The sequence below is a fragment of the Citrobacter sp. BIDMC107 genome (genome assembly GCF_001037575.1).
GTDB classification, from domain to species: Bacteria; Pseudomonadota; Gammaproteobacteria; order Enterobacterales; family Enterobacteriaceae; genus Citrobacter; species Citrobacter freundii.
On record NZ_KQ089848.1, the window covers coordinates 1,952,478 to 1,968,925 of the forward strand.

General features: G+C 52.4%; 18 protein-coding genes. 5 read left to right on the top strand and 13 right to left on the bottom strand.

What is annotated here, in order from left to right; genetic code table 11:
- Positions 1-94: 94 nt before the first annotated feature.
- Complete coding sequence (gene yjfY / locus SK39_RS09030) at positions 95-370, top strand: DUF1471 family protein YjfY (protein WP_003025668.1); 276 nt, start codon at positions 95-97, stop codon at positions 368-370.
- Between the two features lie 132 nt (positions 371-502).
- Here yjfY and SK39_RS09035 read toward each other — a convergent pair whose 3' ends face one another.
- Genes SK39_RS09035 through ulaA form a run of 6 tightly spaced genes read right to left on the bottom strand, consistent with a single transcriptional unit; the run spans position 503 to position 4,912 of the window.
- The gene (locus SK39_RS09035) at positions 503-1,189 is read right to left on the bottom strand and encodes an L-ribulose-5-phosphate 4-epimerase (RefSeq protein ID WP_003839510.1); all 687 of its coding nucleotides are present in this window, start codon (positions 1,187-1,189) and stop codon (positions 503-505) included.
- Positions 1,189-2,043, bottom strand: coding sequence for an L-ribulose-5-phosphate 3-epimerase (locus SK39_RS09040; protein ID WP_032937760.1), 855 nt, complete (start codon positions 2,041-2,043; stop codon positions 1,189-1,191). The genes SK39_RS09035 and SK39_RS09040 overlap by 1 nt, the downstream gene beginning before the upstream one ends.
- A gap of 9 nt (positions 2,044-2,052) precedes the next feature.
- Positions 2,053-2,703 (bottom strand): 3-keto-L-gulonate-6-phosphate decarboxylase UlaD, encoded by a 651-nt coding sequence (gene ulaD / locus SK39_RS09045; protein ID WP_003025660.1) that lies wholly within the window; start codon positions 2,701-2,703, stop codon positions 2,053-2,055.
- A 12-nt stretch (positions 2,704-2,715) separates the two neighbouring features.
- On the bottom strand, positions 2,716-3,183 hold the full coding sequence (gene ulaC / locus SK39_RS09050) for a PTS ascorbate transporter subunit IIA (protein WP_003025658.1): 468 nt from the start codon (positions 3,181-3,183) through the stop codon (positions 2,716-2,718).
- 10 nt (positions 3,184-3,193) lie between these two features.
- A complete protein-coding gene (gene ulaB / locus SK39_RS09055; protein WP_003025655.1) occupies positions 3,194-3,499 on the bottom strand; it encodes a PTS ascorbate transporter subunit IIB in 306 nt (101 codons plus the stop codon).
- A gap of 15 nt (positions 3,500-3,514) precedes the next feature.
- The gene (ulaA, locus tag SK39_RS09060; protein WP_048216928.1) at positions 3,515-4,912 is read right to left on the bottom strand and encodes a PTS ascorbate transporter subunit IIC; all 1,398 of its coding nucleotides are present in this window, start codon (positions 4,910-4,912) and stop codon (positions 3,515-3,517) included.
- Between the two features lie 367 nt (positions 4,913-5,279).
- Here ulaA and ulaG point away from each other — a divergent pair, with 367 nt between their 5' ends.
- Both ulaG and ulaR read left to right on the top strand, forming a co-directional pair.
- Positions 5,280-6,344, top strand: coding sequence for an L-ascorbate 6-phosphate lactonase (gene ulaG / locus SK39_RS09065; protein WP_032937763.1), 1,065 nt, complete (start codon positions 5,280-5,282; stop codon positions 6,342-6,344).
- A gap of 107 nt (positions 6,345-6,451) precedes the next feature.
- Positions 6,452-7,207 carry an HTH-type transcriptional regulator UlaR gene (ulaR, locus tag SK39_RS09070; RefSeq protein ID WP_003839504.1) on the top strand — a complete coding sequence of 252 codons (756 nt, stop codon included), beginning with the start codon at positions 6,452-6,454 and terminating at the stop codon, positions 7,205-7,207.
- Here ulaR and yjfP read toward each other — a convergent pair.
- The gene (gene yjfP / locus SK39_RS09075) at positions 7,204-7,953 is read right to left on the bottom strand and encodes an esterase (RefSeq protein WP_016149449.1); all 750 of its coding nucleotides are present in this window, start codon (positions 7,951-7,953) and stop codon (positions 7,204-7,206) included. The genes ulaR and yjfP overlap by 4 nt on opposite strands.
- 181 nt (positions 7,954-8,134) lie before the next feature.
- Between yjfP and bsmA the strand changes: the two genes are divergently transcribed.
- Complete coding sequence (gene bsmA / locus SK39_RS09080; RefSeq protein ID WP_003025640.1) at positions 8,135-8,464, top strand: biofilm peroxide resistance protein BsmA; 330 nt, start codon at positions 8,135-8,137, stop codon at positions 8,462-8,464.
- Positions 8,465-8,611: 147 nt separating this feature from the next.
- A complete protein-coding gene (yjfN, locus tag SK39_RS09085) occupies positions 8,612-8,887 on the top strand; it encodes a DUF1471 family protease activator YjfN (protein WP_003025637.1) in 276 nt (91 codons plus the stop codon).
- Between the two features lie 85 nt (positions 8,888-8,972).
- Here yjfN and SK39_RS09090 read toward each other — a convergent pair whose 3' ends face one another.
- From SK39_RS09090 to SK39_RS09115, 6 genes are all read right to left on the bottom strand, one after another.
- Positions 8,973-10,595 carry an isovaleryl-CoA dehydrogenase gene (locus tag SK39_RS09090; RefSeq protein ID WP_048216929.1) on the bottom strand — a complete coding sequence of 541 codons (1,623 nt, stop codon included), beginning with the start codon at positions 10,593-10,595 and terminating at the stop codon, positions 8,973-8,975.
- Between the two features lie 129 nt (positions 10,596-10,724).
- On the bottom strand, positions 10,725-11,456 hold the full coding sequence (gene rlmB, locus SK39_RS09095) for a 23S rRNA (guanosine(2251)-2'-O)-methyltransferase RlmB (RefSeq protein ID WP_003025615.1): 732 nt from the start codon (positions 11,454-11,456) through the stop codon (positions 10,725-10,727).
- Positions 11,457-11,526: 70 nt separating this feature from the next.
- Positions 11,527-13,989, bottom strand: coding sequence for a ribonuclease R (gene rnr / locus SK39_RS09100; RefSeq protein WP_003025612.1), 2,463 nt, complete (start codon positions 13,987-13,989; stop codon positions 11,527-11,529).
- Between the two features lie 156 nt (positions 13,990-14,145).
- Complete coding sequence (gene nsrR / locus SK39_RS09105; RefSeq protein ID WP_003025609.1) at positions 14,146-14,571, bottom strand: nitric oxide-sensing transcriptional repressor NsrR; 426 nt, start codon at positions 14,569-14,571, stop codon at positions 14,146-14,148.
- 216 nt (positions 14,572-14,787) lie between these two features.
- Positions 14,788-16,086 (bottom strand): adenylosuccinate synthase, encoded by a 1,299-nt coding sequence (gene purA, locus SK39_RS09110; RefSeq protein ID WP_003025606.1) that lies wholly within the window; start codon positions 16,084-16,086, stop codon positions 14,788-14,790.
- Between the two features lie 102 nt (positions 16,087-16,188).
- On the bottom strand, positions 16,189-16,386 hold the full coding sequence (locus tag SK39_RS09115) for a DUF2065 domain-containing protein (RefSeq protein WP_003025602.1): 198 nt from the start codon (positions 16,384-16,386) through the stop codon (positions 16,189-16,191).
- Positions 16,387-16,448: the final 62 nt, after the last annotated feature.

Genomic DNA, 16,448 nt, shown 5'->3' on the forward strand with positions numbered 1-16,448 from the left:
CGCTATCGACTGCGCCGGCAGCGGTTAAAATTAAATCAGAAGTTATCCACTCACAGGAGAGAGCTAACCAGAGACCGCAGTCGAGGAGGTACATATGCGAGCCCGTGTTTTGACCCTTCTGGCTGTACTTTTGCTCAGTGCAAATGCAACGGCAGCCATCAAAATTGACAATCATCAGGCCAGGAATATGGATGATGTGCAGAGCTTAGGCGTTATTTACATAAATCATAACTTCGCCACTGAAAGTGAAGCCACTCAGGCCCTGAATGAAGAAACCGATGCGCAAGGCGCAACCTACTATCACGTGATCCTCACCAGGGAACCCGGTAGTAACGGAAATATGCACGCCAGTGCAGATATTTATCGCTAGCACCAGAAACAACCAACGAGAACATTGCCACAGTTTGACTTGCCCCCTTCACTGGGGGCTTTTTTTTGCAAAACAATCCCGAAGCCAGACCGATCTCATCCCCATGAAGAGTTGGCTCCGGAACGTTTTTTCTTACTTCTGGCCGTAATAGGCATTTGGGCCGTGCTTACGCATGAAGTGCTTATTCATCAGGTAACTGTCGATGGGGCTGAGCGCCGGATTAATGCCACGCGCAATCCATGCCATTTTTGCCACCTCTTCCATCACCACAGCGTTATGTACCGCGTCGTGAGCATCTTTGCCCCAGGCAAACGGGCCATGTTGGTACACCACTACGCCAGGCGTATGTAAAGGTTCCACCTCCCCGAGCGTTTCAATAATCACCCTACCGGTATTAAGTTCATACTCCTCCTGAACTTCAGCTTCAGTTAAAGCCCGGGTACAGGGAATATCGCCAAAGAAGTAGTCAGCATGCGTCGTGCCGAGCGCAGGAATTGCCAGACCTGCCTGCGCCCATGCCGTTGCGTGGGTTGAGTGGGTATGCACCACGCCGCCGAGAGAGGAATAACGGCGATACAGCGCCAGATGGGTGGCGGTATCGGAAGAAGGACGATAGCGTCCCTCCACCACATTACCGTGCAGATCCACAACCACCATGTCATCCACTGTCATTGTTTGGTAGTCGACGCCGCTGGGCTTGATCACCACCAGCCCGCGTTCGCGGTCGATGGCGCTGACGTTACCCCAGGTAAACGTCACCAGCCCGTAGCGCGGCAGATCCATGTTGGCCTCAAAAACCTGCTGTTTACGTTTTTGCATTACACTGCCTCCACCAGGCCCGCGTTGGCCATACGCGCTTTCACCCAGTCGCGCGCCTTCGCCACTTCACGTGCCGGGTCGTCCGACGTTTCGCTCCACATCTCAATCAGGTATGGCCCGCAATACCCACTCTGTTTGAGCGTCGCAAAACAACGTTCGAAATCGACAACCCCTTCACCAAACGGCACATTTTTGAATACGCCGGGTTTGGTATCTTTCACGTGTACGGCAACTATATGGCCCATTCCCGCCTGCAGCTCCATCTGCACGTCGTTATCCCACGCCGATAAATTGCCAATATCGGGATACAGCTGGAACCACGGATTGTTGAGATAGTGGGCGTATCCCAGTGCCTTACTGATCGAATTCATCAGTGGATAATCCATGATTTCCATCGCCAGCGTCACCTGTGCACGGCTCGCCATCTCTACGCTCTCTTTCAGCCCATCGCGGAACCGACGACGCGTTTCGTTATTGGCCTGCTGGTAATAAACGTCGTAACCCGCCATTTGAATAACGCGAATACCGATATCCTGCGCAAACTGAATGGCTTTACGCATGATCTCCAGCCCCTGTTCGCGTACCGCATCATCTTCACTACCAAGCGGAAAACGACGATGAGCGCTCAGGCACATGGACGGTACCCGTATCCCGGTGTCGGCGATAGCGGCCACCAGCGCCAGTCGCTGCTCGCGGTTCCAGTCAAGACGCGCCAGGCGAGCGTCGGTTTCATCAACCGACATTTCGACAAAGTCAAAGCCCAGTTCCTTCGCTAGTTGCAAGCGTTCCAGCCAGCACTCCCCGCCGGGGAGTGCTTTTTCATAAATACCGAGCGGGACCTGTTTCGACAACATAGTCGCTCCTTATCCCCACAGTTGGGCGATAGAACGTTTGAACTGACGGGCCGCTTCCACCGGAGAGGCGGCATCGCGAATACTGCGGCCGGCAATAAAGACGTGAATCGGAATTCCCTGGAACAGCGGCAGATCTTCCAGCGCCAGACCGCCGGTGACGGTGACTTTAAAGCCCATCTCGGACAGACGCTTGATCGCGCTGATATCCGCTTCTCCCCACGCCACGCCCGCCGCCTGCGCATCACGACTGCGGTGATATACAACTTGCCCAATCCCTGCGTCACGCCACTCTTGCGCCTGCTCCCAGGTCCAGTAACCAGTCAGTTCAATCTGTACATCACCGTTAAATTCTTTCGCCACCTCCAGCGCACCCTTGGTGGTGTTGATATCGGCACAACAGATGACGGTGACCCAGTCAGCGTTGGCTTCGAAACACATGCGGGAGAGGATTTTCCCCGCATCGGCAATTTTGGCGTCCGCCAGTACAATTTTATGTGGGTAAAGCGCTTTCAGATCGCGAACGGCGCGCACGCCCTCTGCCACGCAAAGAATAGTGCCCACCTCAATGATATCGACCTCTTCGGCAATCAGACGCGTCGTTTCATACGCGGAAGACATTGATTGGTTATCCAGCGCAACCTGCAACATAGGTAATGACATTTTAGTATCCTTTTAAACAGCCGCCGCAGTGGCGTTATCAATTAAATCCAACACTTCCTGCGCGGTGCGGCAGGCGCGTAAACGGTCGAAATTGGCTTCGTCATCAAAGAGATTCACGATCTGCATGATGCCCACTTCCTGATGTGTGTTGGCATCAACTGCCGCCATCGTTATCAGAATATCGACCGGGTCGTTATCTTCGTGGTTAAACACCAGCGGCGTTTTCAGCGTCACCAGCGCAAAACCGGTTTTCTTGACCCCTTCCTCCGGACGGCCGTGCGGCATCGCCAGGCCTGGCGCAATCACAAAGTACGGGCCAAACTGCTCAACGCCATCAAGGATGGCCTGGTAGTAGCGTGGTTCAACCACATCAGCCTTAACCAGCAGATCCACGCCAAGCTTTACCGCTTCCTGCCAGGTACTGGCCTCGGCTTGCAAAAGGATGGAACTATTGTCTGCCAGCGAGTCACGTAATTTCATATGCCGCCCCTTACTTCACGTCCTGCGGAAAATGCGCTTTGATCACTTCCAGCAGTTTTGGTCCAAAATCGGCAGGAGACAGCATGTTGCGTACGCCAACGACATATTTATTGCCAGAAACGGTAATCTCACCGGCGATATGCGTAGAGGCGATGATAATATCCGCTCCGCTCAGTTCACTTTTGTATTCACCCACGGCGCAGCTGTTTACCGTATGGTCAATATTTGACTGGGTTAAAAACTGGTCCACCTTCATTTTCATGATCATGGAACTGCCCTGCCCATTGCCACACACAGCCAGAATACGTACGGTCATAATCGGAACTCCTTATTAAGCAGAGTGTTCTGCCAGTTGTTTTTCTGCGTCTTCCTCAGCACGCAACGTGCGTCCTGCGAAAAACATATAAGCCAGTGCAATCAGAATAATGACGGCCATAAACACCATGCCGATGGAGGCAAAGCCTTGCATCATCGGCGGTGCCAGAATTGACCAGTCCGCCATGCCCATCCAGGCGCTCATACCGGTGAGCTTCACCGCCCAGACGCAGCCGAAGATTTCGATCATCCCCATCACCAGGCAAATCTTGAGCGCTGCGCGCCAGCCGCCAAAGTGGTTAGCAAATACGCCGATAGTGGCGTTCGAGAAGAACATCGGGATAAAACCTGGGATAATCAGAATGGAAGAGCCGCAGGCCACAAGGATGCCCACCGCAATCAGTTGGCCGATGGTCCCCCACATAAAGCCCCAGACCACCGCGTTAGGAGCAAAGCTATAAATCGCCGCGCAGTCGATGGCCAGTACCGCGCCCGGGATCAGGCGTTGAGAGATACCGTTGAACGCTTCTGAAAGTTCAGCAACGAACATACGTACGCCCTGGGTGATGATGAAGATAGCGACAGCAAACGAAAAACCGGTTTGCAGGATATACACCGTCCAGTGGGTTTTACCCGCCATCGCCTGAACCACATCAATGCCGAAAGAGAGCAGGATCGCCCCGAAGAAGATGGTCATCACAATCGCGGTAGAAACGATGTTGTCATGGAAGATATTCAGCCAGCCTGGCAGCTTGAGATCTTCTACGCTCTCCTCTTTCTTACCCAGATACGGCGCGACTTTGTAAGCAATCCAGGAGGCGAACTGCTGCTGGTGACCGATGGAAAAACCACAGCCGTCGGTCACTTCCTGGGTCGGCTTGTACATCATATTGGAGGTAATGCCCCAGTAGAGCGACACCAGCACCGCGGTACAGATGATGGTGGTCCACATGGAATAGCCAAAGATGTAGAAAGAGACGGCGATCAGGCCCGCCTGCTGGAACATGATGTGCCCGGTCAGCATGATGGTACGAATACCGGTAATCCGCCGTAGCAGCACGTAACAAATGTTTAGCGCCAGCGCCAACAGTACCGCGTACCCTACCCAGCTATAGGCATCCCCCATACGTTCGATGGTTGCCATCATGGAGGCATAGGTATCGGAAATCGCACCGTTGATACCGTAAACCTCGGACATCTTCGCCACTACCGGTTTAAACGTGCTGGTCAGAATGCCCGACCCTGCCTGCAATAACATAAAACCGATAATCGTTTTGATCGTGCCTTTGATAATAACGCTGACACTTTTACGCAACAGGATGTAGCCGAGGCAGGTCACAATACCCAACAGCAACGGTGCATTGGTCATGACCTGATTAAAAAAGACGGTAAAGATGTTGTAGAGGATCTCCATAACGATCTCCAGTAGACGAAGTTGCTGAACATTCATTACAGATGCCCAGGATGTTGTGCCCTCACTCTAATTTTCAAAAGTAATCACAACAAGATTGAATTTGATTAAATGTGATGCAGTACGCAAATAATTCTCTTACTTGCAGAGTGGATTTACTCCTAATTCATTCGCTTCAAAATAAAACCAATCAAAACAATAAAATACAAAAATACATTTCATATAAACCATCTTGTCACGTTGTAATTTGTTAACAATTTTTCATTCAACACCAAAAATCAACGCATTGCCTTCTTGAGAAAATGATGTCAGTATCAATCAAAACAAATCACAATTTGATTCAACTTGAACAAACATGAAGGTAATTGCGATGAGTAAAGTAAAAAGCATCACGCGTGAATCATGGATCCTGAGCACATTCCCGGAGTGGGGAAGCTGGCTGAATGAAGAGATCGAGCAGGAACAGGTCGCACCAGGTACTTTCGCGATGTGGTGGCTCGGCTGTACCGGAATTTGGCTGAAGTCGGAAGGCGGGACTAACGTCTGCGTCGATTTCTGGTGCGGCACGGGCAAACAGAGTCACGGTAACCCGCTGATGAAAACCGGTCACCAGATGCAACGCATGGCAGGGGTGAAGAAGCTGCAGCCAAACCTGCGCACCACGCCGTTTGTTCTTGATCCGTTTGCCATTCGTCAGATCGATGCGGTGCTGGCCACGCACGATCATAACGATCACATCGACGTAAATGTTGCGGCAGCCGTCATGCAGAACTGTGCCGACGACGTGCCGTTTATTGGACCGCAGACTTGTGTGGATCTGTGGATCGGTTGGGGTGTACCAAAAGAGCGCTGCATCGTGGTAAAACCAGGCGATGTGGTAAAAGTGAAAGATATTGCAATTCATGCGCTTGATGCGTTCGATCGTACTGCGTTAATCACCCTGCCCGCCGATCAGAAAGCCGCTGGCGTACTGCCGGATGGTATGGATGCCCGCGCAGTAAACTATCTGTTCAAAACGCCGGGCGGTACGCTTTATCATAGCGGCGACTCACACTACTCCAACTACTATGCAAAGCATGGCAACGAGCACCAGATCGACGTCGCACTCGGATCCTACGGCGAGAACCCACGGGGTATTACGGACAAAATGACCAGTTCTGACATGCTGCGTATGGCGGAGGCCCTGAATACAAAAGTGGTGATCCCTTTCCATCATGATATCTGGTCAAACTTTCAGGCCGATCCGCAGGAGATCCGCGTACTGTGGGAGATGAAAAAAGATCGCCTTAAGTATGGCTTTAAGCCATTCATCTGGCAGGTAGGTGGCAAGTTCACCTGGCCGCTGGACAAAGATAACTTTGAATATCACTATCCGCGCGGCTTTGATGACTGCTTCACCATTGAACCGGATTTACCGTTTAAATCGTTCTTGTGATCCACACAAAATGCCGGGCCATCCCGGCATTTTTTTCCCATTTACTTTAGTATTTCCAGGCTATTTCAAATATCATCTTTTCAAATCAATTTGTATCGGAATAGCTCATGACTGAAGCACAAAGACATCAAATATTGCTGGATATGCTGGCGCAGTTGGGCTTTGTTACCGTTGAGAACGTAGTTGAGCGTCTGGGGATTTCACCCGCCACTGCGCGCCGGGACATCAACAAGCTCGACGAAAGCGGCAAACTCAAGAAAGTACGCAACGGCGCAGAAGCTATTACCCAGCAGCGGCCGCGCTGGACGCCAATGAATCTTCACCAGGCGCAGAACCACGATGAAAAAGTTCGCATTGCCAAGGCAGCATCCCAGCTTGTGAATGCGGGTGAAAGCGTAGTGATCAACTGCGGATCGACCGCTTTCCTGCTGGGTCGCGAAATGTGCGGCAAGCCGGTGCAGATCATCACCAATTATTTGCCGCTGGCGAACTATCTGATCGACCAGGAGCATGACAGCGTGATCATCATGGGAGGGCAATATAACAAAAGCCAATCCATCACGCTTAGCCCGCAAGGCAGTGAAAATAGCCTGTATGCCGGACACTGGATGTTTACCAGCGGCAAAGGGTTGACCGCGGACGGACTGTATAAAACCGATATGCTGACCGCGATGGCCGAGCAGAAGATGCTTAACGTGGTGGGTAAACTGGTGGTGCTGGTCGATAGCAGTAAAGTCGGTGAACGTGCGGGAATGCTGTTCAGTCGCGCCGATCAAATCGATATGCTCATTACCGGCAAAAATGCAAACCCTGAGATTCTGCAACAGCTTGAAGCTCAGGGCGTGAGCATTATGCGCGTTTAAAGGTGCTGGCGGAAAAACGTCACTGTTGCGGCCAACGCTTCTGGCGTGATGCGATGTCGTACACCCGCTTCCCACAGGCAGGTCAGATTGTTGTCCAAACCTGCCTGAATCAGCGCTTGCTGTAAGCGGAAGGTTTCAACAGCCGGTACAACATCATCATCCTGTCCATGCCACAGCAGCAACGGCCTGTCGGCAAGGCGTGGCAACTGATGCGTAACATCCCATTCGGCAAGCGGGGCGATAACGGCATCAAACTCCGCCTGTTGCTCTGGGGTCTGAACCTGTAAAGGAGGAAAAAGCGTCTGCGCAAGCCGGGTAAAATAGCCTGAGCCCATCAGGCTGGCTACACATTTAACCTCAGGATGGCGCGCCATTATGCCCAATGCAGTCATTCCCCCCATCGATGCCCCACCGACGGCAAGCCGCTCATCTGAAAGCCAATTTTCTGCCACCAGAGCCGCACGTAACGTCGTAAACTCCTGCATGTTTTGCTGCAATATATGCCAGAAGCGGAACATTCGCTCCTGAGCATTACCTTTAAAGCGGGCGCCATGTTCGGGCGCATCTGGCATGACGACGCGAAATCCGGCCTGAGCCAGCGCAACAGCAAAATAACTGTAGACCAGACTTGAAGATGTAAACCCGTGATAAAAGAGAATACAAGGGAGTGAACATTCGCGTTTACCAGCCGGAACGGCGTGCAGGACAGGGATACCAGCTAACTGTCGTGTCTCAATTTCTATCATTTGTTGCCCCTTTTTTTCTGGTATGCCATGCAGCAATGCTTAACGCAAGCGAATGTGTTCGGCAATGATTCATAATGTTGAGAACTGGGTTACGCTTTCGCAACATTTTCATTCGAAAATCGCGTGAGAGATAACAATTCGGGAACATTCCCCTAAAGGGAAATTAATAAGGCACTACACTATGGCTATCAGGAAACGAGATAGAGTTATGCGTCGGTTTGCCTCTTTGTTGCTGGTTATGTTTTTAAGCGCCTGTAGCGTGCTACAGGGAACGCCGCAACCCGCACCGCCCGTTGCCGACCACCCGCAGGAGATCCGCCGTGACCAGAGTAATGGGTTACAGCGATTAGGGACGGTTAGCGCGCTGGTAAGAGGCTCTCCGGATGATGCGCTGGCAGAGATCCGTGCCAAAGCCGTCGCGGCTAAAGCTGATTACTACGTGGTTTTATTAGTAGATGAAACCATCGTGACAGGCCAATGGTATTCACAGGCAATTTTGTATCGTAAATAACATTGGGTTGAAATTTAGTCAGCTTTACATTGCTTTGCGCCTCTATGCGTTTACCTGTGCACAATAAACCAACAGCAGGAAGCTTGAGGTTTATTATCGCGATGGAATGCCCTGCCGTGTGTAGGGGTACGAATAATGGAGCTGACGATGAAACAATCTCTTGCCTTATCCTCACTGCTGCTTTCTGCCGGACTGGCAGGCACTACGGCGCAGTCTGCCGAATTCGCCAGTGCTGACTGCGTTACGGGCCTGAACGAAATTGGCCTGATCTCTGTCAGTAACATTGCAGGAAATCTGCAGGATGTAGAACGTGTAATCGCGTTAAAAGCGGATGAACAAGGTGCCTCATGGTATCGGATCATTCAGATGTACGAAGACCAGCAGCCCGACAACTGGCGCGTACAGGCCATACTTTATGCGTAACAGATTGCCGGATGGCGTAAACTTATCTGACCTGGACTGAGCGTAGGCATGATAAGACGCACCCGCGTCGCCATCAGGCAAGTTATTACCGTAACCCCCCCGTTGCCCGCAGGAGCAAATCGTTCAGCACCTGTTCAGACAATCGTAGTCCACCCCGCGTATCAAGCATCATTTGGCACCAGGCCTGCGCCACTGGCGGAGAAGAATAACGCAACATCTGCGCCCCGCAACCGAGCAGGAAAAGCTGCTGCGTAATCTCCCGTCCCAATGCCTCACTGGGTTTACGTAAACGCTGCTGCAACTGACGCACCATTCGATCGTAATGCCGATCCTGCCCCTTTACCTCCGCAAAGGCTTCGCTGAGCATATCGTAGATGCCGGGTTGTTTTGTCAGTACCCGCAATACATCAAGGCACATAATGTTGCCGGAGCCTTCCCAGATACTGTTTACCGGCATCTCACGATACAGGCGCGGCAGCTCACTCTCCTCGCAATAGCCAATCCCGCCCAGCACTTCCATCGCCTCAGCCACAAACGGCATACCGACCTTGCAAACGGAGAATTTCGCTGCTGGCGTGAACAACCTGGCCCACAGCGCTTCTTTGGCATCAGCACGACGGTCCCAGGCCCGCGCCAGCCGAAACAGTAGCGCCGTCTGACCTTCCAGTTGGAGCGCCATCCGGCCTAATACCTGACGCATCATCGGCTGTTCAATCAATGGCTTGCCAAAAACTTGTCGCTGGTGCGCATGATAAATCGCGATGGAAAAAGCACGTCGCATCATGCCGTGACTGCCGAGCGCGCAGTCAAAACGCGTCATCCCGCCCATCTTCAGGATATGGCGGATACCTTCCCCTTCTTCGCCCAATAGCCAGCCAATCGCATCGTGGAATTCAACCTCGCAGCTGGCGTTGGAGCGGTTGCCTAACTTATCTTTCAGTCGTTCAAGACGGATGGCATTACGCTGCCCGTCAGGTAAAAATCGCGGTACAAAAAAGCAGGATAAGCCGCCCTTTGCTTGGGCCAGCACCAAATGGGCATCGCTTTGCGGCACGGAGAAAAACCACTTATGTCCCACCAGCCGATACGAGCCGTCGACAAGACGTTCTGCCTGTGTGGTATTGCTCAGCACATCTGAACCACCCTGCTTCTCGGTCATGCCCATGCCGATCAGCAGCCCACGCTTTTGCCCACCGGGCAGTAAATGCGAGTCATAACGGTCGCTTAGCAGCGGCGTCAGCCAGTCGTGAAAGGGGGCGGGTAACATTTGAAGTAACAGCGGCGTAGCGGCAAACGTCATGGTCACCGGACACAACGTGCCTGCTTCAACCTGTGCATGTAGCATGAAACGCGCCGCCCGGGCAACAAATGTTCCCTGCCTCGCGTCTTCTTCCCAGGCCAGATTATGCACACGGTTGGCGCACAATCCCTGCATCAGCAAATGCCAGGCAGGATGAAAACGCACATCATCCAGCCGCTGCCCCTGCGGGTCGTAGCGCAATAGTTCAGGTGGAAAAGCATTGGCCAGACGACCCAGTTCGAGCGACTCGGCAGTCCCTAGCTGCTGACCAATACTGGCGAGAAGATCGCTATCCCAGCCAGCGCCTTCACGGATAACCGCTTCGCACAGCGCGCCGTCGGACAAATATAAGTTACTGTTATTGAGAGGTACAGGTTGGTTAAAAACGGTATGCGTTTGCCAGTGCATTGTGTCTCCCTCCGTCAATGGCCGTCGCTTTAAGTATGGTCAGGCAGCAGAGAGAACGCATGGGACAACGGTCACAAAAAAGCCATCCCGAAAGATGGCTTGAGAGAAGAGAGAAATAAGGGAGATAGTTTAGCTGCGCTGGCGGACTGCTTCAAACAGGCAGATGCCCGTCGCAACTGAAACGTTCAGCGACGAAACGCTACCTGCCATCGGGATGCTGATGAGTTCGTCACAGTGTTCACGGGTCAGACGGCGCATACCTTCACCTTCTGCGCCCATCACCAGCGCCAGACGTCCGGTCATTTTGCTCTGGTAGAGAGTATGGTCGGCTTCGCCAGCGGTTCCGACGATCCAGATATTCTCTTCCTGCAGCATACGCATGGTGCGCGCCAGGTTGGTCACGCGGATCAGCGGTACGCTTTCTGCCGCACCGCAGGCCACTTTTTTCGCCGTAGCATTCAACTGAGCGGAACGATCCTTCGGTACGATTACAGCATGTACGCCAGCGGCATCGGCGCTACGCAGGCATGCCCCCAGGTTATGCGGGTCGGTGACGCCATCGAGGATCAAAAAGAACGGCTGATCGAGCGTAGCAATCAGATCCGGCAGATCGTTTTCCTGATACTGACGGCCCGGCTTCACACGAGCAATAATCCCCTGATGTACCGCACCCTCGCTTTTCTCATCCAGAAACTGACGGTTAGCCAGTTGAATGACAACACCCTGTGCTTCCAGTGCGTGGATCAGCGGCAGCAGGCGTTTATCTTCACGACCTTTGAGAATAAAGACGTCCTGGAAGCGCTCAGGCGCACGTTCCAGCAGAGCCTGCACCGCATGGATGCCGTAAATCATTTCACTCATGAATGTACTCGTTAATAGTTTATGCATAACGCGGGCAACACGAGATTGCCCGGCTTACTGTTTATGGCAGTTATTGTGCGACTTTCTTTTTCGCCGCACGTTTAGCTTTGGTGGCGGCAGCAATTTTAAGCGTTTTTGCCGATGGCTTTTTCGCTTTTTTGTCGCCTTTCTTCTCAGCCGCATTCTTTTCCGCCTGAGGTTTGGCTCTGCCTTTTTTCTCACCGCGGAAAGCGCTATCCGGCTCGAAATTCACCTTTTTGCCCATCTGACGACGTTTACCGGTATTTTTACCCGCATCGCTTTTTTTGGCTTTTTCGCGCGCAGTTTTACCTTCATTACGCGGCGCACGTTCGCTGGAGATCAAGCTAAAGTCGATCTTACGCTCGTCCATGTTGACTGCTTCCACGCGAACTTCCACGCGATCGCCCAGGCGATACATCTGACCGCTGGATTCCCCCGTCAGGCGCTGCCCAACCTGGTCGAAACGATAGTAGTCGTTATCCAGGGAGGAGACATGCACCAGACCGTCGATAAACAACTCATCAAGACGGACAAAGAAGCCAAATCCGGTGACGCTGGCAATCACGCCTTTGAAGACATTCCCCACCTGATCCAGCATGAAGTCGCACTTCAGCCAGTCAGAGACATCGCGTGTGGCTTCGTCAGCACGGCGCTCGGCCATCGAACAGTGCTGACCCAGTTGCAGCATCTCTTCCATCGAATAATGGTAGCCACCCGTTTCCGTGGTGTTGCCTTTATGGCCCTGCTCCTGCGCCAGCAGATACTTAATCGCCCGGTGCAAGGAGAGATCCGGGTAACGACGGATCGGTGAAGTAAAGTGTGCATAAGATTGCAGCGCCAGGCCGAAGTGACCACGGTTTTCCGGATCGTAAATCGCCTGCTTCATCGAACGCAGCAGCATGGTTTGCAGCATTTCTGCGTCAGGACGGTCAGCAATCGACTCCAGCAGTTCAGCGTAATCGCGCGGCTCAGGTTTGTTGCCACCTGGCAGCTCCAGTCCCAGCTCTGCCAGGACGGAACGGAACGAGTTAATCGCTTCGGTCGTCGGCTTATCGTGAATACGGAACAGCGCTGGCTCTTTGGCTTTCTCAACGAATCGCGCCGCTGAGATGTTCGCCATGATCATGCACTCTTCAATCAGCTTGTGCGCGTCGTTACGCTGCGTCTGCTCAATACGCTCAATACGGCGTTCAGCATTGAAGATAAACTTCGCCTCTTCACTTTCAAACGAGATACCGCCGCGCTCTTCGCGGGCTTTATCCAGCACTTTGTAGAGGTTATGCAGCTCTTCAATGTGTTTGACCAGCGGTGCGTACTGCTCACGCAGCTCCTGGTCGCCCTGCAGCATGTGCCAGACCTTGGTGTAGGTCAGACGTGCATGGGAACTCATGACCGCTTCGTAGAATTTAAAGCCGGTTAAACGGCCTTTCGACGAAATGGTCATTTCACAGACCATACACAACCTGTCCACCTGCGGGTTGAGCGAACACAATCCATTAGAAAGCACTTCCGGCAGCATCGGGACAACCTGCGACGGGAAGTAAACGGATGTGCCACGGCTGCGGGCTTCCTGGTCCAGCGGAGTCGGCGGGCGAACGTAATAGCTTACGTCGGCAATCGCCACCCATAAACGCCAGCCGCCGCCGCGTTTCTTCTCGCAGTAAACCGCATCGTCGAAGTCACGCGCATCTTCGCCATCGATAGTCACCAGCGGCAGGTCGCGCAGATCGACACGTCCTATTTTCGCCTCTTCCGGCACTTCTTCTTTCAGTCCGGCGACCTGTTTCTCAACAGCCTGCGGCCAGATATATGGGATTTCATGAGTACGCAGGGCCATATCAACGGCCATGCTGGTTCCCATGTTGTCACCCAGCACTTCAACAATTTTACCCACCGCTTTGGTGCGGCGAGTCGGACGCTGGGTCAGTTCAACGACGACCACAAACCCCATACGAGCGCCCATCACCTCTTCCGGCGGGATCAGAATATCGAAACTCAGACGGCTGTCGTCAGGGACGACAAACCCAACGCCAGCATCGGTGAAATAGCGACCGACAATTTGGCTGGTTTTTGGCACCAGTACGCGCACAATACGCGCTTCGCGACGACCTTTACGGTCCGCGCCCAGTGGCTGCGCCAGTACCTGATCGCCATGAATGCAGGTTTTCATCTGCTCGCTGGACAGGTACAGGTCATCTTTGCGGCCTTCAACGCGCAGAAAGCCGTAGCCATCACGGTGGCCAATAACGGTACCTTTCAGCAGGTCGAGACGCTCCGGCAGCGCATAGCACTGACGACGGGTGAAGACCAGTTGTCCGTCACGCTCCATCGCGCGCAGACGGCGGCGCAGTGCTTCCTGCTGCTCTTCACCTTCAATGTTGAGTTCAGCGGCCAGCTCATCGCGGTTGGCCGGTTTTTCACGTTTAGTTAAATGTTCGAGGATAAATTCCCGGCTTGGGATAGGATTCGCGTATTTTTCAGCTTCGCGTTCCTGGAAAGGATCTTGTGACATTGAGGTTCCTCCATTGTCAGCTCTGATGGAATTCCTTCGTCTTTCACGACGCCTCTTTGTTGGCTGCCTTTGCTCCCACCAGTAACTTACTTTTGTAAGCTCCTGGCGACTCGCTCAGTTGCCGCCGCGATGCGACGCGAAATACTTTGGACTTCATTATTCCACCAGCAATAATTTATAAAGCGGTTGATTCTCTTCAACCAAATCAGCAAGTGTGTAGTTGTCCAGCTCCGTGAGAAAACTTTGCACTGCCTTAGAAAGCGCCTGTTTGAGTCGACAGGCCGGGGTAATGTGGCAAAACTCGCTGCTACAGTTGACCAACGATAAGGGTTCCAGCTCGCGAACCACATCACCAATACCAATATCCTTAGCGGGTTTACCCAAGCGGATACCGCCATTTTTTCCTCGAATAGCAGTAACAAAGCCCGCCCGGCTAAGTTGATTGATTATTTTGACCATATGATTACGGGACACGCCGTAGACTTCTGTCACCTCAGAAATACTGGTCATACGTCCTTCGGGAAGTGACGCCATGTAGATTAGCGCACGTAATCCGTAATCGGTGAAACTTGTTAACTGCACATCAACCTCAGGAAAAGGGATAAAACGGATAAACCTGGTGGTATTAATTATATTGATGATAAACCAGCCACCAGCCAGGTCGCTAATTTATTTCAGTTCGGGAAGGAAAAAAGCGAGGAACTTACGTGATTTTAAGCCGGATTCTGATGCAAAGCACCTTATCCGGCTTGAGATATTGCAAGCGCAGCGCCATTCGACGCCACGCTATAACCAGAATTATGCGTCGAACGGGTCGCGCAGGATCATGGTTTCAGTACGGTCTGGGCCAGTTGAGATAATATCAATCGGCACACCGGTCAGTTCTTCAATACGCTTGATGTAGTTCAGTGCAGCCTGCGGCAGACCGCTACGTTCCTTCACGCCGAAGGTAGATTCAGACCAGCCCGGCATGGTTTCGTAAATCGGCTCGATACCTTTCCAGTCGTCTGCTGCCAGCGGAGTAGTCGTTACTTCACGGCCATCCGGCATTCGGTAAGCGACACAGATTTTCACCTCTTTCAAACCGTCCAGTACGTCCAGTTTGGTCAGGCAGAAGCCAGACAGGGAGTTAATCTGTACTGCACGGCGTACAGCAACGGAGTCCAGCCAGCCGGTACGACGACGACGACCGGTGGTCGCACCATACTCGTTACCTTGTTTGCACAGGAACTCGCCAACGTCATCAAACAGTTCAGTCGGGAACGGACCCGCACCTACACGAGTAGAGTAAGCTTTGATGATACCCAGAACGTAGTCCACATAACGTGGGCCCAGGCCGGAGCCGGTTGCCACGCCACCTGCGGTGGTGTTGGAGGACGTTACGTACGGATAGGTACCGTGGTCGATATCCAGCAGCGTACCCTGCGCACCTTCAAACATGACGAAATCGCCACGCTTACGCGCCTGGTCCAGCAGATCGGAAACATCAACAACCATCGAGGTCAGGATGTCGGCGATAGCCATCACATCATCCAGCACTTTCTGGTAGTCAACTGCTTCAACTTTATAGAAATTCACCAGCTGGAAGTTGTGATATTCCATCACTTCTTTCAGTTTTTCAGCGAAGGTTGCTTTATCAAACAGATCGCCAACACGCAGACCGCGACGAGCTACTTTGTCTTCATAAGCCGGACCGATACCACGACCGGTAGTACCGATCGCTTTCTCGCCACGCGCTTTCTCACGAGCGTTATCCAACGCAACGTGATAATCAAGGATCAGCGGACAAGCTTCAGACAGCAGCAGGCGCTCGCGAACCGGGATACCACGATCTTCCAGTCCTTTCATTTCTTTCATCAGCGCGGACGGAGACAGAACAACACCGTTACCGATGATGCTGATGACATTCTCGCGAAGAATACCTGATGGAATAAGATGGAGGACGGTTTTTTCACCGTTGATTACGAGAGTATGGCCTGCGTTGTGACCACCCTGGTAGCGCACAACATATTTAGCCCGTTCAGTCAGAAGATCGACGATCTTCCCTTTACCTTCGTCACCCCATTGGGTGCCCAGTACGACGACGTTGTTACCCATTTTTCAAAATCACCGTTTGCTTAAAAATGGATTCTACCACCGCTTTTTCAGATATACAGCACTTTTTGCATGCGAAAATCTGCAAATTAGTCTACTTATTAATCAGCCAATCGTTTTCCTCAACATGTAGTAGACCACAACGCCCGCAACCACAAGACCTCCACCAAAACGACGCAAAATATTTTCGGGAAGTTGCGCCATTGCAGAGATCATTTTCTTCCATGCGCTGGGATAAAGCATCGGACCCAGCCCTTCCAGCACCAAAACCAGCGCGAGCGCCAGCAAAATTGTTGAATTCATCCATCGCCCTTATATAAAAAGAAAACCACCGCATCCCTGGAGATGCCGGTGGTTTTGCTGCT